Here is a 23,122-nt window from a genome sequence, read left to right as displayed (position 1 = left end):
CAGCGCGTACCGACCACCTGGCCGCAGACTTTCGGGAGGGCCCATGGAGACCCGCACCGCGACTGGCGAGCGCGAGCACGAGCGCCTGTCCGCGTGGTTCGCCACGGCAACGCCCGCTCCCGTTGAGGCCCTGACCGCATGGCGGCTCAACTCCCGTTACCCGCGGCGCCTTTCGACCGGCATCACCTTCGATGTTGTGCTGGCAGACCGGTCACTGGTGGAACTGTCGTACAAGATTCTTCGCCGATACGAGCAGACCCTCGGGCCTGCGCTCCGGTTCACGAATCTGACCACGGCGGCCGTCCTCGTACCGCCTGGCACCGCGGCCCGCTGGAGCGGACTGGTCAGCGGCTCATCTTGGACGAACCGCCGGATTCCCGTCTGCCTCGGCTGGGGACATGCCATTCGCATTCCCGGAACCTCACCGCCCCCTCAGGGCGTGTCGGTGGAATGGCTGCAAGCGCCCAGCACCGAATCCGCTATCGGTGGCGCGCCACTGCTCACGAGCCCCGTTCCCCTCGTCCGCTGCCTCGCCGAAGCACGGTCCATCCTCTACCCCGACGAGCAGCGGAGCCCTCTAGGCAGGGCGGTTTCCGCAGTCCGGGCGGTCCTCCGATCCCCCCAGAGGACGTGATGACAACGACTGCCGCACGGCGGCGCCACGCCCCTCGTCGTGACGCCGAACTGATGAAGGTCCGATTCCCTATCGAGAAACGGCCTCCTCACGAGGAGCCTTCCGCCGAGGACAGCGCACAGGTCAGCGTCATGAGGCACCGGGCCCGCGTATGCCTGGTCGGTCACGGTTTGCCTCACCTGGCAGACGAGGCCGAGCTGGTCGTCTCCGAACTGACCACCAACGCCATCCAGCACAGCGGAGGCTGCGAGATCACGGTGTCCCTCGCCCTTCGCGCTGGGTACTTGCGGATCGCCGTACGGCACGGAATCCCGGGACACAAGCCGGTTCCCGCTGTGTCCGGTGAAGTCGACGAGCACGGCCGCGGCCTGTTCCTCGTGCAATCGATCGCCCACGAGCGAGGCGGCTCGTGGGGCACCAGCGATAACGGCGCCGCGATCTGGTGCGAACTGGCGGGAGCCGATGGCTGTTCGAGATCCGCATCCCACTTCCCCCTTCGATCCAGGAAGCCGGCCACATGACCATGGACATCCCCGCGCCGCCCGGTGTGGCGAGCCCGGCACACCAGCAGGACCCGCGTCAGGCCGTCGTCGCGGCGCTGGAAGCCGCCGGCGCCACGGTGGAGCCCCCCGTTCCGGGGGCACCGGCCTTGGAGGTCACGGCGCGCTTGAGGTATTCGGCGCTGCCCTTCGCCAGCGTGAATCTGGCGCCTCTCCGAAAGGAGCAGGCCGCCGAGATTCTGCGCCAGGCGCTGATGCGGCGCGGCGTCGTCGCGCACATCATCGCTCTCGACGGGCCGGACGGTGCATGGCGCACGGTGGTGCGCCCGAGCAGCGTGCAGGACGCCGTCCGCCTGGCCGACGTCGTCGTGGAGCAGCTGCCGCCGGTCTACGCCGCAGCGCACCGTCTGCGCACCGTGCTGCGTGCCGCCGGACTGGAGCAGCCCCGTGTCACGGTCGACGGTTCCTGGGAGGTCCCGGCCAGCCGGGTGGTACTGGGCCGCATCCGGGCAGACCTAGCGGGCCGGCTGCTGGCGCTCCTGGAAGCCGCCACCGACGCCGTGTCGGAGAACGAAGACCAGCTCGGGGACCTGCCCCAGCGCTTACTGCGGCTCGCCGCGACGGTGGACGCCAGCTGCGGGCATTGCGGTCAGGCGGCCGGGCTGGACCTCGGCGATCTGGAGCCTGCTCAGGCTCTGCGGCTCGCCGCGGCCATGGCCGCGCGCCTGCCCCGATGAGCGTTTCTACCGCCCGCCAGCGACGGACCGAGGAGAACCTTGCCGTGGAGCAGACCTCGCCGAAGGAGTTCCTTGACGCCGACGGCAACCCGGCCATCGCCGTCGACTGTATCCGGATGTCGTACACCTGCCGCCCGGAGTGCACAGTGGTCACCTTCACCGGGATACGCGGAGGGCTGGATCTGTACACCGCTCCCGTCTTCCGGGACCGGCTGCGGGACCTGGTGGCCGGCGGCTGCGGCGACATGGTCATCGTCCTGGTGGACATCGGCTACGTGGATGAGACCGCCCTCGGCGTCCTCGTCTTCGTCCACAAGCGCCTGCGCCTTACGGGCCGCCGCGTGCGTCTCGTGGACGCCGGTCCCGGCAGCCACATCCGCAAGCTGGTGCGCCAGACGGGTATGACCAGCATCTTCCCGCTGTTCGACCGGCTGGAGGACGCTCTGGCAGAGCTGGCGGGAAGCGGCGCGGGGATGGATGAGGCCGCCCGGGCGCGGGGCGGTCGGACAGCTCCCGCCGAGCACCGTGCGCGCAGCGGCGGGCCGCCCGGCACCTGACCCGCACCCCTTCTGTTTCTGGCACCACTCATCTTGTCCGCGGCCCGGCTGGCCGGACCGCGGCCTCTGTACCGGAGAGACCTTCATGTCAGCCGCCACCACCACTTGGCCCTGGTTCGTCCGCTTCGACGAGCGGGCCGCGACAGCGCACCGCAAGCCGGAGATACCCCCCGCCACGGTCCAGCTCGGCTTACGTATAGGGCTGCAGGCGCTTGAGGACCTGCTCGCCGGCCATCACCGTGTGGGGCCCGTGCTGTGCTGCGTCACCCACCAGCAGGTCCTGGTGCCCGTCCCTGCGCAGACCGCGGACCGGTGGCACGCGCCGCAGTCGGTATGCAGCCGACTGATGCGCTGCGCGAACGCTGCCGTCGGATCCGGCTGCCACCGGCTGTGGCTGTCCCCCGACCGGGACGGCGATCCCACCACCGACAGCGGAGCCTTGCACCACGCCTACCTCTCCCGGCGCCAGCGTCCTGCCGGGCGGGCCCGGGCGCCGTGGGGCTCGCTCCGGCCGCTGGAGACCCCGGCGGCGGGGGGCTCCTGTGCCTGCTGACGTTCACCGTGTGCCGAGGATGCGGCTCCGTGAGCGCGGCACCGGCCGACTGCGGCGCACGCGGCCCACCGGCCAGCCGCCGGGGAGGCCCCGGGCCCCGCGGCCGCCTCTGTTGCTGCCGGTCCGGGGCTGGTTCGCCCCGATGGCCTTCACTGCACCCGCCCGCCCGACTTTCGCCTTGAGGAACCGATGACGATCCACGCCCCTTCCCCCCAGTCCCATGGGCCGGCCCCGCGTCACCGGTGGCCATCGAGTCCGCTGTTCCCGGTGGGGGTCGCCGTGGCGCTGGCTTTGCTGGCGGTGGGGGGAACTGCACTGCTGATCTTGAAGACGGGCAATGCGGACAGCGGAATGTGGTGCTTGAGCGTGGTCCTCGTGATGGTGGCCGCGACAGGGGCGGCCCGGCTCCGCCAGGCTCACCGCTGCCGCCGAATGGCTGCCGAGCAGTCAGTCCGTGCCAGTGCCGAGCGCGACCAGCTGCGGGCCCAGACGCAGCGCTTGACGGCGGAGGTGCTGCCGCTGGTCCAACAGCAGTTCGCCAAGGACGCGTCGGCCACCACCGTCCCGGCGCAGCTCGACGACCTGCACGGGCTGCCGAGCGATCCGGCGCTACGGGAGCTGACCGGGGCCGTGGTCCATGCCCTCTACGAGGAGCGACGCCGGCGCAAGGCGTTCAACTCGGTGATGCGCACGTACGCGCAGCGTCTGCACGCCGCGGTCACCGACCAGCTCGCGGACATCGACAAGCGCAAGAAGTCGTACTGGATATCGGACGGCCCGTCGGTGTCGCGGCAGGATGTCCGGGCTGATTTCGACGCGCTGGACATGCGGGCTTCGGCCATGGGGCGGTTGTCCCAGAGCGTGCTCGTGCTCACCGGAGCTCGCCTGATCGGACGGACGTACCAGCAGCCGATCCACTTGATGCAGGTCCTGCGCGCCGCCGTGGGGCAGACCCCCGACTTCAAACGGGTGGATCTGCGGGTGCCGGACAACGTGGGCAAGGTCAGCAGTCAGGCGGTCAACACAGTCATCCTCGTGATGTCGCAACTCATCCACAACGCGATTCAATTCAGTCCGCCGCCCTCCCCGGTCGTGGTCAGCGTCGAGCGGGTCCAGATGGGTCTGGTGCTTCTCGTGGTGGACAGCGGGCTGGGGATGGATCCGGAGATGCTGGAGCGGGCCCGGCGCACGGTCGACTGGACGTGCCCGCTGGACTTCGCGGACCTGTCCGGCAACCGGCTGGGGCTGGTTGTGGCGCGCATCTCCGCCGAGCGCTACCGGCTCACGATCTCGTTGGGGCTGTCGGAGAGCGGTGGTGTCCGCGCCGGCGTGTTCCTTCCCTGGCAGCTGCTCGCCGACCCCGTCGCGGACACGCCGCCGCCCGCACCCCGGCAGCCTGCCGCGCCACCGCCCGCGACGCCGGTCCCGGCGCCGCGAACGCCGACCGGTGCGCTTCCCCCAGCCGATCCGCGGCCTGCTGCTCACCCCTCACCTGCGTCGTCACAGCATCCGCTGCCGACCCGCATCCCCCGGGCAACGCTGCCGTCACAGCCTGCCGCACCGTCTCCCCCGGATGCTGTGCCCGCGCCGCCGGACCTGGCTCTCGCCCGGCGCATGGGGGCCTTCCACCGCGCCACCCGTCCCACGCCGCCTTCCCCGTCCTCCCCTTCGACCGACGCTTCGGAGCGCTGAATCGTGAGCAAAGACCTGACCTGGCTGATGACGAGCCTGATCGAGCAGACCCCGGGTGTCGTGGAGGCGCTGCTGCTGTCCGACGACGGCCTGAAGGTGGCCCGCGACGGACAGCTGGACACCGATGCCGCGGACCAGATGGCGGCGGTCTGCAGCGGCCTGGTCGCTCTGGGGGAGGGCTTTGAAGCTCACTGCGCCGCCGGGCGCCTGCGCTCTTTGACCGTCGCCCTGAGCGAACGGCAGGTGGTGGTCATGGAGGCGGGTGGCGCCACGGTCCTGGCGGTCCTGGCGGACGCCGAAGCCGACACCGGGGCGATCGGGGCCGCGATGGTGCAGCTGATCGATCGGGTCAGGACGCACCTGAACATCCCCGTCCGCACCGCGCCGACCCCGGCGCCATGAGCCAGGCCCCCGACCCACGCGACGTGCCGGACCGGTCGTTCGTGGCCCTGGCCGGACGCACCAGCAGCGACCACGCGCTCGATCCGTCCTCGCTGATCCGCACCGTGCGCGGGGACGTGGCCGGCCTGCAGATCGAAGACGCCCAGATCATCAAGCTGTGCCGGGACCAGGCGCTGGCGGTCGTGGAGATCGCCGCGCTCCTGCGCCGCCCGCTGGGCTTCGCCACGGTCGTCCTCTCGCGCCTGATCGACCAGCACCGGGTCTCCGTACACCATTCCCCCGCCTCTCCTCCCGCACAAAGCAGCACCGCCTCCGACGACTTCTTCGACAGCTCGCAGGGGCAGGAACTGCTGGAAAGGGTCCTTGGTGGTCTCCAACGACTGCGATAACGCCCCCACAGGCCAGGCCGAACCCACCGCGGTCAAGCTGGCCGTCGCCGGCAGCTTCGGCGTCGGCAAGACCACCTTCATCGGGTCGGTCAGCGAGATCCGGCCGCTGTCCACCGAGGCCGAAATGACCCGCGCCAGCATCGGCGTGGACGACCTGAGCGCCACCCCGCACAAGCGCACCACCACCGTGGCCTTCGACTACGGCCGCCGCACGCTGGATACGGACACCGTCCTGCACCTGTTCGGCGTGCCCGGGCAGCAGCGCTTCGAGGAGCTGTGGCACCGCCTGTTCCGCGGCGCGCTGAGCGCGGTGGTCCTGGTGGACACCCGCCGCTTCGATGCCTCCTTTCCCGCCCTGGACCGGGTGGAGGAGGCCAAGATGCCGTTCGTCGTGGCCCACAACGTGTGGACCGGCGAAGATGCCCGCCACAGCCCGGAGAAGATCCGCCAGCACCTGACGCTGCGGGAGCAAGTGCCGGTGATGGCGTGTGACGCCCGGCAGCGCGACTCCGTACGCCAGGTCCTGATCACCCTGGTCCGCTACGCCGGCCGCCATTATGCGGCCCGCGGCCGTCAGGAGGCGGGCCGTGCCTGACACTTCCCCAGCCATTGCCGGAATCGCCGTCCCGGCCAGCCACCAGCGCGCGCCGCTGCTGGGCGACGGCAGCTACCAGCACGATGCCGGCGAGGTCTTCCGTGAGCTGTATCAGGCGCACGGGCCGGTCGCTCCCGTCCTGTTGCCCGGCGGCGTCCCTGCCTGGCTCACCCTGGACCACCAGACCCTGCGGCGCGTCACCGAGGACCCGGTGACCTTCGCCCGCAACACGCTGCGCTGGCGGCTCGGCCCGCTGCTGCCCTCCGACTGGCCCCTGTGGCCGATGCTCGGCGGCGGGCAGGCCCACGACTGCCTCCTGTACGCCGAGGGCGAGGCGCACCGGCAGCGCGCCGGCGCCCTGAGCGCGGCGCTGGACGCGGTGGACCGCGGCGAGTTCGCCGCGCGCTGCCAGCACATCAGCGAGCACCTGCTGGCCCGCGTCGCTCCGGCGGGCGCCGCCGAGCTGATGGCCGACTACGCCCTCAAGGTGCCGGTGCTGGTGATGAGCTGGGCCCTGGGCGTGCCGGAGGAGGACAGCCGCGATCTGCCCGCGCACTTCGCCGCGATGCTCTCCAGCGGCCCGGAGGCGATCAGCGGGCGGCAGCGGGCACGGGAGGTGGTCGAGCGGCTGGTCGCCCGGGTCCGCCGCCGGCCGGGCGCGGACGTCGCCTCCCGGCTGGCGGAGCACCCCCTCGCGCTGAGCGACCGGCAGCTCGCCGAGGACCTGCTCGTCACCTACATCGCAGGCCACATCACCACCGCCTACATGATCGGTAACACGGCGCGGCTGATGCTGACCGACGACCGCTTCACCGACACCCTGCGCCGCGGGCGCCTGTCCGTCAGCGACGCGCTGCACGAGGTCCGGTGGAACGACACCCCCACCCAGGTCTTCGCCGGCCGGATCACCACCCGCGTCACCGACCTGGGCAACTACCGCATCCCGGCGGGCGACCTGGTGCTGCTCGGCCTGGCCGCCGCCAACACCGACCCCACTCTCCACCCGGCCCCGACCGCGGCCAATACCAACCCGGCCCTCGATTCGGCCCCGGCCCCGGCCTCGGGCGTGCGCGACTGCCGCGCCTACCTGTCCTACTCCCACGGACCCCACAGCTGCCCCCGGCCCGCCCGCGACCTGTCCGAAGTGATGGCGAGCACCGCCATCGAGGTGCTGCTCGACGCCCTGCCCGGACTGTCCCTGGCCTGCCACGACAGCCAGTTGCGCTGGGCCCCCACCATCTGGATGCGCGGCCTGCTGGCCCTGCCGGTCCAGTTCGCCCCCACCTCCCTCAGTCTCGGCCACCCGAAGGGTCTCCCATGGATGTGAACACCAGCCCGCGTACGGACGACGCCCCGCTGAGCCTGGACCGGCCGGTGCACCGCCTCTCCCCCGACAGCGCCGACCTCCACCACGACGCCACCGTCATGCGCGACGCCGGGCCCGTCGTCCCGGTCACCCTGCCCGGAAACGTCCCGGTCTGGGCCGTCACCCGCGACGCCGTCGCCCGCACCGTCCTGCGGGCACCCGACGTCTTCAGCTCCGAGCGCCGCTACTGGCGCGCCCTGCAGGCGGGAGACATACCGGCCGACTGGCCGCTGATGGGCCTGGCCGCGCCCCGAGGCCGCAGCCTGATCACCGTCGACCGGCCCGACCACAGCTACCTGCGCGGCCCGCTGGCCACGGTCTTCACCGAAAAACGCGTCCGCGCCCTGACCCCGCTCATCGAGGAGGTCACAGACCGGCTCCTGGACCGGCTAGCCGCCGCCGCGCACGCGTCCGCCGACGGCACGGCCGACTTCCGCAAGCAGGTGGCCTGGCCCCTGCCGATGACCATCATCTGCCACCTGCTGGGCGTCCCGGAAGCCGATCACGACATGCTGCGCGAACGGTTCGAGGTGCTCTTCGACGACACCCAGGACCCCACGGACGCCGTGGCCAGCCTCAGCGCCTACCTCCACCGCCACCTGGAGCGGATGCGGCACACGCCGGGGGACGATCTGACCAGCGCGCTGCTCGGTCTGTCCGGCGGCAAGCGGCTCACCGACCCGGAGATAGTCGCCGCGAACCAGGTCCTCATCGTCGCCGGACACGAGACCACGGTGCATCTGCTGGTCAACGCCGTCCGCGCGCTCACCGCCCACCGCGAGCAGCTCGCCCTCCTGCGCGCCGGCGAGATCGCCTGGGAGCGCGCGGTGGAGGAGGTGCTGCGCTGGGATCCGCCGACCGCGAACTTTTTGCTGCGCTTCGCCACCCGCCCGGCCGCGCTCGCCGGCGTTGACCTCCAGGCCGGTGATCCGGTGATGATTTCCTACATCGCCATGGGCCGCGACCCCGAACGCTTCGGGCCCACCGCCGGCCAGTTCGACATCCGCCACGTCCGCAGCCACACCTCCTTCGGGCACGGCATCCACGTCTGCCTCGGCGCCCCGCTCGCCCGCCTGGAAGGCCGCATCGTCCTTCAGCGCCTGTTCCAGCGGTGGCCCGACCTCACCGTGACCGGCACCCCCCGCCGCTCCCCCACCGTGCTCATGAACTCCTACACCAGCCTGCCCGTCCGCCTGGCACCGGCCGACGACCGGCCGGCCGACACCCGCACGGAGGGATGACGATGCCCCGCACCTTCCCCGGCACCGCAGCAGCGGCGACCAGCGGGCCCCGGCGGACGCGCTGCGTCATCCGCCCGGCGGAGCACGCCGACCGCCACGCCCTGGCGCAGGTCGTCGCACGGGCGACGCACTGGATGGACCACCGGCCCCGGCCCGCCACGCCCGGCGGCTGCCCGCTGCTGTCGATGCTCGGCGCCGTCGACCGGGGCCATCCCCTGACCTGGCTACTGCTGGACGGCGTCACGATCCGCAGCTGCGCGCTGGTGCTCAAGAATCCGATGCGCGATGAGCACGGTCGGGACATGCCCGGCGGGGCGCTGTGGATCGACGACCTGTACGAGGACCGCGACGGACCGGACCGCGACGGGTACGGGCCGCATCTGGTGGGCTGGCTCGTCGACTACGGCGCACGCGAGCGCGTGCAGTGGCTGGCCGCAGACACCGCCGACCAGGCGGCGGCCGATGACCTCGGCGACCGCTACGGCCTCGAAGTCCTGCCCACCCCCACGTCGGCCTTCCTGCTGCGCCGCCGCACCCGGCGCCTGACCCGACTGACCGACACCGTCCACGCCCAGCTTCCGCCATGCGCACGGAGACGAAGACGCCTCTGACGAGCTTCCGCAGGCGGTGGGCCAACCACCGTCGCGCGGGCGGGCACGGCAGGTCCGTGCCCTGGCGGCCGTCTCCCCGTGACGGCTGCCGCCCTCCCGAAGACCACGCGTGCCCCCGAGGCGGGCGTGCCCTTCGGGAAACAGCGGCCCCGACCTGCACCGCGAGAGCGGGACGGAGCCGCGCCGCAGCCGCCCCGGCCGACGACGTCCGGGACGGCACCCGGCCGCTCCGCCGTGGGGACGGGCAGGCCGGGTCGGCGCCGGACCCGCGGGTTGGGTCTGTCCGGCGCTGCGGCACCCGAGCCGGCCCCGGCAGGGCTGACAGAGGGGTGCCCCTGGCCGGGGCCGGCTCTCCCCTCCCCCTTCTTTCCGCCTCCGAGGAGTACGCGATGACGGGCCACCTCACCACCAGCGTCACCGGCCAGCGCGTCCTCTCCAGCTTCCCGGACGAGCCAGAGCACCGTCCCGGGGAGGGTACGGACCACACACCCGTACGACTTTCCGGAAGGCGGTTGCCCACCGGTGCCTTGTCTTCCGGGAGGTGCGGTGAGGCGGCACAGCGCCGTCACCCCGGCGCGCGGGGCCCCCGGAAGGACCTGACCGCCCCGTCCCTGTCGGCGAAGGCGGGCCGAGCGGCATCACCACACGGCTCCCGGACCCCACGCCGCAGGCCCTGCGGTCGGCGCAGCGCCTGCGAAACCTGCTGGGCATCGCCCCGCCGCCATCGGACCCGGCACCTGCCGAACGCCGGTGCCGGGACGACGCACCGGACAGATCCCCGGCCCCCATCGCTCCACGTGACGGCCGGCCCCCCTGAGCCCTCCGCCGACCACCACCTCCTCCCGTACTGCCTGCATCACCTCTGGAGAGCGTTCACGATGTCCCACTCCGCCGAGCCGGTACCCGCGCAGCAGGCCCCGCGCGCCATGTCGCCCCAGGTCCGCGATGCCGTGCGCCGTCAGCTGACGGCCATGGCCGCAGAAGATGACCGGCTGATGCGGGAGGTGCACGCCCTGCCCGGCGCCGCCCACCGCCGCCAGCACCTGTACGGCGCCCGCGCCCTGCACACTGCCGAGCTGCGCCACCTGGTCAACTATCACGGCTGGCCGACCGCCGTCCTGGTCGGCGGCGAGGCGTCCGCGGCCGCCCTGAAGATCCTGCTGCACGCCCCCGAGACCGACCGGGACTTCGTGCTCACCTGCTGCGGTCTGATCCAGACGGCGGTCGCCGAAGGCGCCTGCGACACGGCCTACGGCGCCTACGCCCACGACCTGTCCGCCGTCCGCCAGGGACGACACCAGCGCTACGGCACCCAGGTCGACCCCCGGCTGCTGCGCCCCTATCCGATCGAGAACCCCGAGGGCGTCGAGGCACGGCGCTCCGCCGTCGGGCTGCAGCCCTTGAGCGGCGAGCTGGCCGCCCACCAGCGGCGCCGTCTCCTCATCTCCTGACCCTCGCCCCTCTCTTCGTCAGCATCCGAGCAGCGAGAAGGAATCATGGACCACCTGCCCCACGGGCCATCTCACCGATCCGCCGGGCCACAGGGTCGCCAGCCGGGCCCGGACCGAGGGCACCCGCCGGTGACGGACACACCTGCCGCACGCCAGGCCCAGTGCACCGGTGTCCAGGTCCCCGCGGCGGGCCCCTACACCGAGGACGACTTCGTGCTCGGCCTGTGCGATGCCGAAGTGCCGGGCACCGCGGACGCCTTCACCTTCTTCTTCGGCGGCGACGGCCCCGAAGCCCGCACCTTCACCTGACACGCGCATTCAGACCAGAGGACAGGACAGACATGAGTACTCGGCTGCGCTACCAGTGTGAGCAGTCCGCTCTGGTGCGGTCCGTGCACCACGCCGGCATCACGGTGCCGCCCTGGCCCGGCCTGGCCGACACCTCACCGGCGGGCGTCGAGCGGTGGGCGGGCTGGATTGGGCAGGTGTGGGGGACCGCCGTCGTCGCCGACGCCGTACGCCATGCCAGTCCGGGCCTCGCGCACGAACTCGACGCCCTGGTCGCGGATCCGGCACCCGGCGACGCTGCCGTCGTCTCCAAGCTGCTGCTCGCCCTGGCCGGTTACCTGCTGCGTCTGGGGCACCGGGCCGCGCCGTTCGGCCTGTTCGCCGGGGTGTGCGAGGCCCGCTTCGGGCCGCGGACCTCGGTCCGCTGGGGCACCGGCCACCGGGCCGTGGCCCAGGCCGACGGCACCTGGCTGACCCAGGTGATCACCACCCTGGTGGGCCTGCCCGAGGTCCGGGCCCTGCTGACGCTCGTGACCAACTCCGTCGCCGTCGTGCGCGGGGACCGCCTGGTGGTGCCCTGGCGTCCCCGGCGGCCCGGCGAGCGGACCACCGCGGTCCGGGAGGTCTCCGTGCGCCACACCCCGGCCGTGCGCGCCGTCCTGGAGATGGCCAGCGCCCCCGTTGCGTACCGGGACCTGGCCCGCCACCTCGCCGAGGGCTCCCCGGAGGTCGATGCGCGCACCGTCTGCGCCCTGCTCGACGAGCTGATCGCCCACCGCGTGCTGATCAGCTGCCTGCATCCGCCGGCCACCGAGCCTGACGCCCTCGGATACCTGCTGGACCAGTTGGAGAGCGTCGGCGTGCACCAGGTGCCGCCGGCCGCCGACCCCATCGCGGCCCTGCGTGCGGTCCACGGCCTGATGTCCGAGCACAACCGCCTCCCGGTCTCCGCGGGACGCGACCGCCGCAGAGCGCTGGCGGACCGGATGCGCGCGAACGCTGACGTCGCGGAGCCGCTGGCGGTGGACCTGCATCTGGATGCCGAGGTGCAGCTGCCGCGCGCGGTGGCCTGGGAGACCGAGGCCGCCGCGGCCGTCCTGGCCCGGCTGACGCCCTACCCCTACGGCGTTCCCGCCTGGCATGCCTACCGCGGTCGCTTCCTGGAGCGTTACGGGCCGCACGTGCTGGTCCCGCTGCTGGAGTGCATCGACCCGGTTACCGGCATCGGCCTGCCGGACGGCTTCCACAGCGCCGCCCCCGCACCGCGGTCCCCGCTGTCCTCCCGGGACCGCCGGCTGCTCGCCCTGGCCCAGCAGGCCGTGCTCGAAGACCGCGACATCGAGCTGGACGACCATCTGATCGAGCATCTGGCGGTCGGCGATCCGGCACGTATGCAGCCCCCGCCGCACACCGAGCTGCTGGCCGAGTTGCACAGCCCTTCCCCCGCCGCGCTCGACCACGGCGACTTCGCGCTGGTCCTGCGCGGCGTCTCCCGCGGCTACGGCCACATCGCCGGAGGGCGTTTCGCCGCCCTGCTCGCCCACGATCCGGCCGGCGCCCTGCTCACCACGCTGGCCCGGCCGCCCGCCGGTCTCACGGGCGCGCTGCCGGTCCAGCTCGCCTTCCCCTCCCTGGCCTCCGGCGCCAGCCACCTCGCCCGCCTGCCCCGCCTCCAGCAGCACCTCGTCAGCTTCTCCGAGCACCGCTCCCCGGAGCCGGACACGCTCACCCCCGACGACCTCGCCGTAATGTGCGACGGCCGACGCCTGCACCTGCTCTCCCGCTCGCGCGGCCAGATCCTCGATCCGTCCATCCCGCATTCGCTGCAGCGGCAGTGGCACACCCCCTGGCTGGCCCGCTTCTGCGAGGAACTCGCCCGCGGGCACACCGCGGTACTGACCGCGCTGGTCCGGGCCTTCAACTGGGGCGCCGCCGGCGCGCTGCCGGTCCTGCCCCGGCTGCGGCACGGGCGCACCGTGCTCAGCCCGGCCACGTGGGCCCTGGACCGCGCCGCCCTGCCCGGCCCCGACGCCACCCCGGCCGCCTGGGAAGACGCCTTCGCCGGCTTGCGCGCCCGGCGGCGGCTGCCCGATGCGGTGCTGCTGGAGGACTTCGACCAGCGCCTGCCCCTGCACCTGGACGACATCGGACACCTCGCGCTGCTGCGCCACCACCTCCACCGCGCCAGGCACCCCCTCGCTCTGACCGAGGCACCGGACGAGCGTGCCTGGGGCTGGTGCCAGGGCCGCCCCACCGAGATCGTGACGCTGCTGCGCTCCACCACACCGCCAGCTCCCGGCCCGCCCGTGCCCGCCGACGCTCCGCCTCCCCACCCCGGTGGCCAGGTGCCGGGGGCCAGCCCGTACCTGTGCGTCCGGCTGTCCGGAGCCCGCAGGCCCAGCCACGACGGAGTGCTCCGTCAGTTGCCCATCCTGCTGGCCGATTTCGCCGGAATCCCACGGTGGTTCCTCCCTGAACAAGCAGCAGCGATGACCTTGGTCTTCCGCTTCCCGGAAGACCGGGCTGTCGGCCCGGCCCTACAGCTGGTCGGTGCCTGGGCCGCCCGCCTGGTCAAGTCCGGGGGCCTCGGGGCGATGGAGGTCGTCCCTTATCGGCCGCACCTCGGCCGCTGGGGCAGCGAACGCCAGGTCAAGGCCGCCGAGAGCTGCTTCACGGCCGACTCCGCCGCCGTCCTCCACCAACTGCTGCGCGTCCGCGGGGCCGACTCCCGGGTGCTGGCAGCGGCCAACGCCGTCGCCATCGCGGCCGGGTTCTGCGGGGACATCGACGCCGGCCTGCGCTGGCTGGCCGCCCAGCCCAAATCCACTGCCACCCCCAGGCCGCTGCCGCGCTCCGTGCACCAGAGCGCACGGCGCCTGATCACCATCGACGGACGGTGGGCGGGACTGCGCGCCCTGCCCGGCGGCGACGGCCTCGCCGACCGCTGGGAGACCCGCCACCAGGCGCTGGCCGCCTACCGCACCGCGCTCGGTCCGGCGCCCGGCGCCGACCCGGACCTGGTGCTGGCCGGCCTGCTGCACGAGCATCACCGCCGCACCGGCGCCGACGGCGAGGGCGCCTTGCGCCTGGCCCGCGCCGTCGCCCTCGCCCACCGCACCCATCCCCTGGCCACCGGAGGCGCACGATGACATCCCCGGCCTCCACCACAGCGCCCCGGCAGCCGGGGCCTGCCGTGCCTCGCCCCGGCGACCATCTCCACGGCGCGCACTGGCTGCGCGGGCTGCGCGAGACGTACTTCGCCGAGGTCACGGCCGGCCTCACCCGGCTCCTGCGCGTGGGCCTGTACGTACTGGTCGACGACGGCCAGGACCCGGCGACCCGGCTGGCCACCGCCCTCGGCCTGGCCACGTCCATGAACTGGACGATCGGCTTGCGGACCTTCGACCGCACCGGCCCCACCGATCCGGCCACCCGCCCGCAGCTGGACCGCGCCTGCAGCGCCGTCGCCCGCGGCGAGATCAACGGCCTCGTGATCGCCTCCCGCACCGACATCTCCCCGTACGACGACCACTACGAAGCCACCCTGCGCCGACTGCGCGCCCACGGCGGCTTCCTCGCCCCGGCCCGCCCCGAGACCACGACCTAAGACCCACGCTTTTCGATCCCCATTCCCACAACCAGGACATGGAGACCCTCGTGAACAGCCCGGACACCACCGACCACTTCACCGACGCGCCCCCGCGACGCATCGGATCCCAGGGCCTGATCCGCAGCGAGAAGGGCGACATCCTCCTGTTCGAGTTGCGCCGCCGCGTGGACCGCGGCGACCTGCTGACCTGGAACCTGCCGGGCGGCTGCGCCCAAGGCAACGAGGACCCCCAGGCGGCCTGCAAGCGCCGGATCCAGGAGAAGTCCGGCCTGCTCATCGAGCCCGGACGGCTGCTGCTCATGCACTGGCAGCCCGCCAAGGGCAACACCCTCGAAGGCCACAACTATGTGTGGGACGGAGGCACCATCAGCCAGCACACCGAAGTGCGGCTCGCCGCCGATATCACCCAGTACCGGTTCGTACCACGCAAACACCTCACCGGCTACGCGCCCGAGAGCCTGGTGGAACGGATCAACGCCGCGTTCCGGGCGCTCGGCCATGCGCACAACGGCTACCTTGCCGGCCGTGCCGGGTAACGACGGCCGTCCTCCACGCCGCCGGGCTCCGCTGCACGCCACCTCGTTCCCGCCAGCGGGGGAAGTGGCGCAAGCCGCACCCCGTGGCGAGCCAGCCATCGCACTACTGCGCATCCACACCATGACAGAGAGATTCCGCTCACCGAGCCGGCTTGCCAATTCCCCCGGGTCACGAAAGCGACCCTGCCGGTGACGGTGCATCTGCCGATCGTCATCGTGCTGCTGATCGTCGTCGTGCTCCTGGTCAAACAGGGCCGATTGAAGACCGGGCACGCGCTTGTCGCCCTCCTCTTCGGCTTCTACCTCAAGGACACCCAGCTCGCCGACCCCATCAACAACCTCGTCAGCACTATCGCAAGAGCACTCACCCAGCTGCGTCTATGAGTTCGCCCCAACCGGCCAAAGGCGCCCAAGGCGGCCCGCGCTCCCGAACCCGGGGCCCGCCGGCCTGCGTTGGCGCACCCCAGAGACGAAACGGCTACCGACGACGAGTTCGTCGCAAGACCTCTCCCCCGCCGATGGCGCGTGACCACCTCACCCATGACGTAAGGAACACTTGCATGGCGTCCGCTTCTCACCTGCCCGCTCCCGCGCTGTGGCCTCACCAGCGCGAAGCCGTCACCACGGTCACGGACACGCTGTCCCGGACCGAGCGCACCACCGCGGTGATGGCCTGCGGGACCGGAAAGACCCGGGTGGGCATCGAGATCGCACAAAACATCGCACCCACCGGCCGAGTACTGACGGTGGTCCCCAGCATCGAACTGGTCGGGCAGACCCTGCACGCATACCGGCAGACCTACGGCGACGGCGCCGGCCGCACCGTGGCCCTGTGCTCCGACCCGGGCGTGATGGACCGGCGCGGCCAGGACCTGCGCGCCGAACACGCCGCCGTGACCACCAGCCCAGCGGAACTCGCCCGGCTGACCGCAGGACCGGGCCGGGTGACGGTGGTCAGCACCTACGCAGGCATGCGGGTCCTGCAGGAGGCGCACGCCTCCCACGCCCTGAGCCCTTGGACCCTCGGGATCGTGGACGAGGCGCACCGTACCGCAGGAGCGGCTGGCAAAGCCTGGGCACAAGTCCACGACGACGTGGCGCTGCCCGCCGACCGACGGCTGTACCTGACGGCCACTCCCCGGATCGTCGGCTCCCGCGGGGGCTTTGGCCTCGACGACTTCGCCGTCAGCATGGACAACCCGAAAATCTACGGCCCCAGGAGCTACACGCTGTCCTTCGCCCGGGCCTCGGCGCTGGGGCTGCTGGCGAAGTACCAGGTCGTCGTCGCCGTCGTCACCAATGACGAGGTCCGCGCCCTGGCCGCCGAACAGCGGCACTACCAGGTGGGACGCTCCGCAGTTTCGGTGGACATGCTGGCCCGTCAGATCGCCGTGCTGCGGGCGGCCGAGCAGCATGGCATCCGCCGGCTGATCACCTATCACGGCCGGGTCAGCGATGCCGACTGGTTCGCCAAGACGCTGCCCGCCATGGCTCCCTTGCTGGCGGCGGACGGCGCCGCGGCTCCGTCGGTGTGGGCGGGGCACGTGCGCGGCGCCCAGAGCGTGGCGGACCGCCGCAAGGTCCTCGACCGGCTGCGCGGAAACGAAGAGGGCCTGGTCGTCGTGTCCAACGCAAGGGTTTTGACCGAGGGCGTCGATGCGCCGGCGGTCGACGGTATCGCCTTTATCGACCCCCGCGAATCGACGATCGACATTATCCAGGCGCTGGGCCGGGCCATGCGCCTGGGAGACCGCAAGGACAAGGTCGCCTCCATCATCGTCCCCGTCCTGCTCGGCCCCGATGAGGACCCGGTGCAGGCCCTGGAAAGCTCGGCCTACCACCAGGTGTGGCGCATCGCGCGGGCCCTCCGCGCGCACGACGAGGCCCTCGGCGAACAGCTCGACAAGGCCCGCCTGCAACTCGGTGCCGGCGCCGGCCACGAGCGCTGGCCCGCCAATCCCGTGACCCAGCTGCCGGACTGGCTGCGGATCACCGGAGTCGAAGTCCCGGCCCACTTCGCCACCGCCATCACCACCCACGCCGTGCGCAGCACTACGCCGTCATGGGAGGAGTTCTACGGGGCGGCCACCGCCTACCGGCAGCAGCACGGTGATCTGCGTATCGCGCTGTCCTATACCGCCCCCGGCGGGCTGAAACTCGGCGAGTGGCTCGCGCGCCAGCGTGTCACCGAAAGCAAAGGCAACCTGCTGCCCAGCCGCAAGGAACGCCTCGATGCCCTCGGCATCGCCTGGGCGCCCAAAGCCGAAGACTGGCAGCGCAACTACGCCGCGGCCCAGACCTACTACCAGGACCACGGCCACCTGCTCGTCCCGAAGGGGTATGTCGTTCTTCCCGGCGAGAACGGCGGCGCTCCGGTCAAGCTCGGGGATTTCGTCAGGGCCCTGCGGGCCGGGCTCTTCCACCTCGACGACGATCGTCTGGCCGCTCTGGAGCGCATCGGCATGGTGTGGAGCGTGTACGACAACTCCTGGCAGCGGCACATCACCGCCGCGCGCGCCTACCGCGAACAGCATGGCAACCTGCTGGTCCCCATTGCCTTTACCACCGATGACAATCCCCCGGTGGCGCTGGGCCAGTGGGTTCATGTGCTGCGCAACAGCCGAGAACAGCAGTCACCCGACCGGATCCGCGAGCTGGATGACCTCGGCATGGTGTGGTCCGTCCACGACTACAAGTGGCAGCGCGGCTTCGAAGCCGCCCGCAACTACTACCGCACCCACGGGCACCTGCGCGTGCCGGCCAAGTACACGACGAAGGGCCCTGACCCGGTCTCTCTTGGCAGGTGGGTTTACAAGCAGCGCCAGAACTTCCGGAACAACAAGCTCAGCCGCGAGCGTGCCCTCGCGCTGACCAACATCGGCATGCGTTGGTGACCATCGGCCCGACTCATCCGGCACGTCGCAGGCACACCGCCTGCTCGCAGATCTCATGTCCCGCTCCCTACGTACCAGGAGACCCTAATGGCAGCAGACTTCCGGTTCGGCACCTATAACCTTCTCAACCTGAGCATTCCGCGCACAGCCGAGGAGAAGGAGCGGTATGCCTACCTCGTCGATACGGTGACCGAAGCCTTCCGCAACCGCCGGGGCGCGTTGGCAGTCCAGGAGATCACCGGCGACAGCCGGGCCGACGCCAGCCGAGTCCTTCGCACGTTCGCCGACGACACCGGCTTGGTCGCGCAAGCCTCCCGGCCGCGGGGCCGCCGCATCATCCCCGCCCTGGCCAGCCAGCACCCGGGCACCTGCGACAGCGTGCGCTTCCACGTCGCTCTGCTGTGGACCCCCGACGTCGAAGCCGTACCCAACACGCTGAAGCGCTACGACGGCGGAGTGGACTTCTGGCACGGCATGGTCACGGTGACGCTCGACGCCGGTGGCCCGAGGCCCATTAAGTGGGGCTCGTACCATGCGAATCCTTTTTCTCCGACGCGTCGGCTCGAAGAGGCGCGTCGCATCCTGTCCGCCTTCCAGGGTGAAGATGACCAGGGCGCGATCGGAGCCGACTGGAACAGTTTGGATGCCTCGCGACGGGCCGACACCTCCTACTACGACGAAGAACGCTACGCCGACCAGCGGCACCGCAAACTCCGGTACCAGGTCGGCTTCGGCCCGGCGCACCCCGATGCGCCACCGGTGGCGAACCGGGACGCGGCCGTCTTCCTCAGCCAGGAACCCGGCGGTCTGCACGACATCGCACCGCTGCTGGACGTCCCCTGGGAGGCGACGTGTGGCCACATGCTCGACGAGCGCGGGCGCCCTGACCCTTTCGGTCCCGGCCGTATCGATACCGTCCGCGCCACGCTCCGCCTGGCCCGCACCGCCTACGCGCACACCACCCACAGCGGGCCGAAGGCGAAAGCCGCCAGCGATCACCTGCTGGTGACCACCGACTACGACCTCAATCAACTGCCGGAACCCCGTTGACAGCGGGCGAGACACCTGTTCTGGAACAGACGTCCGGGAAGCCCAGAGGGTGTCACTGCCGTCGAACAGCCTGGTGGCGAAGTTCGCGCCGATCCCCAGCACAGCGACCACAACATGGCATACCGCGTGCAAACGCATGGGAGGCACTAATGGCACTACGGTTCATCGGTATCGATCCGGAAACAGGCGGCGGGAATTGCCCTGCGGTCTGGGTGGACGAGGCCAATAGGGAGATCATCGTGCAGGGCTGGTGCGCCGACGGCGCGACGCTCCAGGAGTGCGCGATGAACAGCCCCCGGCCCGAAGGGGAGGCTGTGGTCCGTATCCCCGCCCGTATGGCGGCCCAGCTCAGGGAGGCGTGTGATGTCGCAGACGGTGCCCGACTTCGCTGAACTGCTCGACTGTGCCCGGCACTCGGCCGTGCACTTGGAGATGCGCGATGTCTATGCCGTCGAGGAGGAGACGGCAACGGTGGACGCCTGGCGGCGCGACGGAACAGTACCGGCAGCCGATTCGGCGTTCTGGCGGCCGTGGGTGGAGCTGGTGAAGCGGACCACCGCTCGCGGGGTCACGGTGCGCCGGGCACGGATCGTTTCGGAGCCCGTGAGCCAGTACATCCGTTTTGAGCACGCGATCACGCCGGTGAATGTGGCGGCTGGCGAGCAGGTGCGGTGGCTGCCCCGGGCGCACGCCTCCGGCCTGGCGCTGCCGGGTAACGACTTCTGGCTCATCGACGAGCGGGCCGTACGCTTCAATGTCTTCTCCGGCGACGGCCGGGCCGTCGCCCCGCAGTACACCGAGGACGCGGCAGTGGCCCGGCTGTGCACGCAGGCGTTCGCCGCCGTGTGGGAGCGGGCCGTGCCACACGACCAGTACACGCCGGCCTGATCTGACCACCTCGCCCTCACTGGAACGCTGCCCGTGTCCGCATCTCCGTCCCCGGCTGTACAAGAAGCCCGCCGTGCCCTGGCGGTACGCCTTCGGGAGATGCGGCGCGCCGGCGGTCTGACCACCAGCGAGCTGGCAGCGCGGTGCGGCTGGCACAAGTCGAAGACCTCTCGGCTGGAGAACGCCCGCACGCCGCCCTCGGACTCGGACATCCGGGCCTGGTGCGCGGCGTGCGGTGCGCTCGACCAGATGGACGATCTGCTCGCCGCAGCGCGTACGGCGGAGTCGATGTACGCCGAGTGGCGTCGCCTGCACCGCAGCGGCATCCGCCGCCACCAGGAAGCGGCCGTACCCCTCTACGAGCGCACCCGGCTGTTTCGGGTGTACTGCTCCAACGTCATCCCCGGCCTGCTGCAGACCCACGCCTACGCCGCCGCGCTGCTGTCGGCGATCAACCGGTTCCAGGGCACCCCCGACGACGCCTGCGAGGCCGCTACCGCCAGACTGGCCCGCTCGCGCGTCATCCGCGAAGGGCGCCACCGCTTCCTGCTGCTGGTCGAGGAAGCCGTCCTGCGCTACCAGCTCACCGGGCCGGGGACGATGACCGGCCAGCTCGACTTCCTGCTCGAAGCCATGGCCTTTCCCGCCGTCGCCCTGGGCGTGATCCCCGTCAGCGCACGGCGCACGATGTGGCCCCTGGAGACGTTCATGGTCTTCGACCAGGAGCGGGTCCAGGTGGAAACCCTCTCCGCCGAGATCAACATCACCGCGCCCGGCGAGATCAGCGTGTATCTCAGGGCGTTCGACCAGCTGCAGCGGATGGCGGTGTACGGCGACGCGGCCCGGCGCCTGGTGCTCTGTGCCCGTGCCGCCTTCAAGTGACGGCGTGCAACGCCGTGGAACTTCCGTAAGATCCAACGGCGCGTTCTTCTAGAAGCACGCAAAGGTCGCGGAACCGGCGGTAGCGGAGGACGAGAAGTCGTGCACCGATTTCATCTCGTAGGCGTCTGAGCGTTGTGAGTTCATCTCATCCTGATCCGGAGTGAATCGGTGGACCAAGGGGGCGCGTACAGGCGGGCGTGCGCTTGTCGCCGTGGGGAGGTGGCTGGTTTTGGGCCATGCGCGGCGGGTCCGGGCCTGTCGGCTGCGGTCCGCGGGCCGCTGCAATGGATGTGTGTCCGCCATGTCCGAGACCGGAACAAATTCTGCGCCGTCCGGCGGCCCGCCGCAGAGTGGCGTCTTCTGCGATCCCCTGAATGAGACTGCCGCGCCGGGACGGCGGCTGGCCGAGTACTGCCTGCACCTGCCCGGGGTCCAGGCCAGCGGCCTTCTGCTGGCCGACGGGCCGCGGCTGCGCCAGGTGGGCTTCGCCACCGGCCCGGCCGCCGCCCGCCTTGAACGACTCCAGGTGGTCCTGGCCGAAAGCCCGTGCCCGGATGTGTCCCGCACCGGCACCCTGCTGGCCGACGTGCAGCTGACCCACCCGGACAGCCAGGCACGCTGGCCGCACTTCACCCCGCAGGCCCCGGTGGAAGGCTTCACCGCCACCACCGCCGTCCCGTTGCAGTACCAGGGCCGTCTGCTGGGCGTCCTCCACCTCCTCCATCAGCACCACCGCCTGGAGGCGGCCTCCATCGGCGCCTGCCAGGTCCTGGCCGAGACCACCGCCTGGGCCCTGGCCCGCGAACAGGAACTCGACCGCGTGCGCGAGCACAACGCCCAGCTGCAAACGGCCCTGGCCTCCCGCATCATCATCGAACAGGCCAAAGGAGTGCTGGCCGAGCGCCTGCACCTGCCCCCACACGGCCTTCACCCGGCTGCGCGATTACGCCCGCGCCCACCAGCGAAAGCTCACCGCGGCGGCGCACCAGGTCGTCTACGGGCCCGCCGATCGCGGTCCCTTCCCCCGGCCCGAACCGGACTCCTGACCCGCACCCGGGCACACGCCCCGGCCGGTGCCGTTCACAGGCCGGGGAATACACGTCCGGGTGCCTCTGAGAAGCTGACCCGCGGGGCAAAATGCCCCGCGGGCAACTACGCGGGTGTCTGCGGCGGGCGGCCGGACGACGCGCCTTTCCCCTCACCCTCGTTCTACGGCCTTGCGCACGCGTGGGTCTTGGTCGGCTGCCGAAGTCGTGTAGTGGATGGTGAGCAGGTTACTGGCGGACCACTCGATGGTGCCTCTGGCCTGCGCATTGCGTCCGTTGACGAAGTACGGCGTGCTCGGTCGGCCGGTGCGGCTTCGCCGGTCAGCCCGTGTGGGTGACCGATCCGCTGCCAGGTGGCGCCCGCCTCCCGGTCGGCGATGACCGCGCACCGGGCCGGATCTCCTGCGTGATCCGCAGGAGCGCCACCCGGGCGCGGACCGCGGCGGCGGCCCGCTTGTGCGCCCTTGCCGTGCGCCATCGTGCGGGGAAGGATCCTCCGTGCCGGGCGGTGGTCGAGCGGGTGCCCACACTTGTCCGAGGCCGCCGCCCGGCAGGGCAGCTTCCGCTGGTTCGGCCCAGTAGCCGAGGAGGCTGCCGTCGGCGCCGCAGCACCGGCGCTGCCGAAGACGCGAGGATCTGGCCCTGTCCCCGGACGGCTCGCGCCTGTGCGCCGCCCCCACGCTCACCGGCACCGGCGCGCCGTCGGCGGTGCCGGTCATCGACACCGCCGCCGACACCCTCGTGCATACCATCGCGACCACGGCTGCCCCCAGCCCGGTCCACGTCGCCTCCGGCGGCCTGCTGCTGGTGGGGCAGTGGCACATGAGCGGCGAAGGGGGCTTCCGCTGCGAGCGCGGCCTGCTGTCCGTCTACGACTGCATCACCTTCGCGCTGCTGGGGGGGGAGGCCGGCCGCGGTGCCATTAACATCATTTCTACTCCGGACGGTGACGCCGGCTTCGTCTCCAACCTTCAGGCCGGCACCGTCGACGTGATCGACATCGCGTCCTGCCAGGTCACCTCGGTCCTGGAGGTCGCCCCTGGGCACGCGGCGGCATCGTGCCCCATCAGGGGGCCCACGGCACGGCCTCCCTCCCTGCCGTCTGCTGACTTTGTCTGCGTGGTGTCGTTAGGGAAAGTCCGGTCGCGGTGAGGCAGCTGTCGATGATGTCGCTGCGGTATTGAATCTGGCGGAGCCGTC

24 protein-coding genes are annotated in these 23,122 nt (G+C 71.6%); all 24 read left to right on the top strand.

Annotation, left to right across the window (positions count from 1 at the left end; translation table 11 throughout):
* Window positions 1-43: 43 nt before the first annotated feature.
* The 24 genes from ACH4FX_RS22875 to ACH4FX_RS22760 all read left to right on the top strand — a co-directional run bounded on the left by ACH4FX_RS22875 (window position 44) and on the right by ACH4FX_RS22760 (window position 23,074).
* Complete coding sequence (locus tag ACH4FX_RS22875; protein ID WP_398481703.1) at window positions 44-634, top strand: hypothetical protein; 591 nt, start codon at window positions 44-46, stop codon at window positions 632-634.
* 53 nt (window positions 635-687) lie between these two features.
* Window positions 688-1,155 (top strand): ATP-binding protein, encoded by a 468-nt coding sequence (locus ACH4FX_RS22870; protein ID WP_398481701.1) that lies wholly within the window; start codon window positions 688-690, stop codon window positions 1,153-1,155.
* Window positions 1,152-1,871 carry a hypothetical protein gene (locus ACH4FX_RS22865; protein WP_398481700.1) on the top strand — a complete coding sequence of 240 codons (720 nt, stop codon included), beginning with the start codon at window positions 1,152-1,154 and terminating at the stop codon, window positions 1,869-1,871. The genes ACH4FX_RS22870 and ACH4FX_RS22865 overlap by 4 nt, the downstream gene beginning before the upstream one ends.
* The gene (locus tag ACH4FX_RS22860; protein ID WP_398481698.1) at window positions 1,868-2,428 is read left to right on the top strand and encodes an STAS domain-containing protein; all 561 of its coding nucleotides are present in this window, start codon (window positions 1,868-1,870) and stop codon (window positions 2,426-2,428) included. The genes ACH4FX_RS22865 and ACH4FX_RS22860 overlap by 4 nt, the downstream gene beginning before the upstream one ends.
* Before the next feature lie 85 nt (window positions 2,429-2,513).
* Entirely contained in the window at window positions 2,514-2,981 is a 468-nt protein-coding gene (locus ACH4FX_RS22855) for a hypothetical protein (RefSeq protein ID WP_398481696.1), read from the top strand.
* Window positions 2,982-3,248: 267 nt separating this feature from the next.
* The gene (locus ACH4FX_RS22850; RefSeq protein WP_398481694.1) at window positions 3,249-4,673 is read left to right on the top strand and encodes an ATP-binding protein; all 1,425 of its coding nucleotides are present in this window, start codon (window positions 3,249-3,251) and stop codon (window positions 4,671-4,673) included.
* 3 nt (window positions 4,674-4,676) lie between these two features.
* Window positions 4,677-5,075: a roadblock/LC7 domain-containing protein gene (locus ACH4FX_RS22845; RefSeq protein WP_398481692.1), complete on the top strand. Its 399-nt coding sequence runs from the start codon at window positions 4,677-4,679 to the stop codon at window positions 5,073-5,075.
* On the top strand, window positions 5,072-5,464 hold the full coding sequence (locus ACH4FX_RS22840) for a DUF742 domain-containing protein (RefSeq protein WP_398481690.1): 393 nt from the start codon (window positions 5,072-5,074) through the stop codon (window positions 5,462-5,464). Before ACH4FX_RS22845 ends, ACH4FX_RS22840 begins: the two co-directional genes overlap by 4 nt.
* A complete protein-coding gene (locus ACH4FX_RS22835) occupies window positions 5,442-6,059 on the top strand; it encodes a GTP-binding protein (protein WP_398481688.1) in 618 nt (205 codons plus the stop codon). Before ACH4FX_RS22840 ends, ACH4FX_RS22835 begins: the two co-directional genes overlap by 23 nt.
* Entirely contained in the window at window positions 6,052-7,386 is a 1,335-nt protein-coding gene (locus tag ACH4FX_RS22830; protein ID WP_398481686.1) for a cytochrome P450, read from the top strand. Before ACH4FX_RS22835 ends, ACH4FX_RS22830 begins: the two co-directional genes overlap by 8 nt.
* Window positions 7,377-8,666, top strand: coding sequence for a cytochrome P450 (locus ACH4FX_RS22825; protein WP_398481684.1), 1,290 nt, complete (start codon window positions 7,377-7,379; stop codon window positions 8,664-8,666). The genes ACH4FX_RS22830 and ACH4FX_RS22825 overlap by 10 nt, the downstream gene beginning before the upstream one ends.
* Before the next feature lie 2 nt (window positions 8,667-8,668).
* Complete coding sequence (locus ACH4FX_RS22820) at window positions 8,669-9,277, top strand: hypothetical protein (protein WP_398481683.1); 609 nt, start codon at window positions 8,669-8,671, stop codon at window positions 9,275-9,277.
* Between the two features lie 878 nt (window positions 9,278-10,155).
* On the top strand, window positions 10,156-10,728 hold the full coding sequence (locus ACH4FX_RS22815; protein ID WP_398481681.1) for a DUF6624 domain-containing protein: 573 nt from the start codon (window positions 10,156-10,158) through the stop codon (window positions 10,726-10,728).
* 129 nt (window positions 10,729-10,857) lie between these two features.
* The gene (locus ACH4FX_RS22810; protein ID WP_398481679.1) at window positions 10,858-11,037 is read left to right on the top strand and encodes a hypothetical protein; all 180 of its coding nucleotides are present in this window, start codon (window positions 10,858-10,860) and stop codon (window positions 11,035-11,037) included.
* 32 nt (window positions 11,038-11,069) lie between these two features.
* Window positions 11,070-14,165: a lantibiotic dehydratase gene (locus tag ACH4FX_RS22805; protein WP_398481677.1), complete on the top strand. Its 3,096-nt coding sequence runs from the start codon at window positions 11,070-11,072 to the stop codon at window positions 14,163-14,165.
* Window positions 14,162-14,623 carry a hypothetical protein gene (locus ACH4FX_RS22800; RefSeq protein ID WP_398481675.1) on the top strand — a complete coding sequence of 154 codons (462 nt, stop codon included), beginning with the start codon at window positions 14,162-14,164 and terminating at the stop codon, window positions 14,621-14,623. Before ACH4FX_RS22805 ends, ACH4FX_RS22800 begins: the two co-directional genes overlap by 4 nt.
* A gap of 38 nt (window positions 14,624-14,661) precedes the next feature.
* Complete coding sequence (locus ACH4FX_RS22795; protein WP_398481673.1) at window positions 14,662-15,162, top strand: NUDIX domain-containing protein; 501 nt, start codon at window positions 14,662-14,664, stop codon at window positions 15,160-15,162.
* Between the two features lie 189 nt (window positions 15,163-15,351).
* Entirely contained in the window at window positions 15,352-15,546 is a 195-nt protein-coding gene (locus ACH4FX_RS22790) for a hypothetical protein (RefSeq protein WP_398481671.1), read from the top strand.
* A gap of 176 nt (window positions 15,547-15,722) precedes the next feature.
* Window positions 15,723-18,056, top strand: coding sequence for a Helicase associated domain protein (locus ACH4FX_RS22785; protein WP_398481670.1), 2,334 nt, complete (start codon window positions 15,723-15,725; stop codon window positions 18,054-18,056).
* Between the two features lie 87 nt (window positions 18,057-18,143).
* The gene (locus ACH4FX_RS22780; RefSeq protein ID WP_398481668.1) at window positions 18,144-19,106 is read left to right on the top strand and encodes a hypothetical protein; all 963 of its coding nucleotides are present in this window, start codon (window positions 18,144-18,146) and stop codon (window positions 19,104-19,106) included.
* 363 nt (window positions 19,107-19,469) lie between these two features.
* Entirely contained in the window at window positions 19,470-19,994 is a 525-nt protein-coding gene (locus ACH4FX_RS22775; protein ID WP_398481666.1) for a DUF6879 family protein, read from the top strand.
* A gap of 33 nt (window positions 19,995-20,027) precedes the next feature.
* Window positions 20,028-20,876 (top strand): helix-turn-helix domain-containing protein, encoded by an 849-nt coding sequence (locus tag ACH4FX_RS22770; protein ID WP_398481665.1) that lies wholly within the window; start codon window positions 20,028-20,030, stop codon window positions 20,874-20,876.
* Between the two features lie 301 nt (window positions 20,877-21,177).
* Entirely contained in the window at window positions 21,178-22,260 is a 1,083-nt protein-coding gene (locus ACH4FX_RS22765) for an ANTAR domain-containing protein (RefSeq protein ID WP_398481663.1), read from the top strand.
* A 370-nt stretch (window positions 22,261-22,630) separates the two neighbouring features.
* Window positions 22,631-23,074: a hypothetical protein gene (locus tag ACH4FX_RS22760; RefSeq protein WP_398481661.1), complete on the top strand. Its 444-nt coding sequence runs from the start codon at window positions 22,631-22,633 to the stop codon at window positions 23,072-23,074.
* Window positions 23,075-23,122 lie beyond the last annotated feature (48 nt).

This window comes from Streptomyces sp. NPDC018019 (assembly GCF_044327805.1).
Taxonomy (GTDB): Bacteria; Actinomycetota; Actinomycetes; order Streptomycetales; family Streptomycetaceae; genus Streptomyces.
The sequence above is the reverse complement of the archived record's forward strand: the minus strand, read 5'-3'. Positions and strand labels throughout refer to the sequence as shown.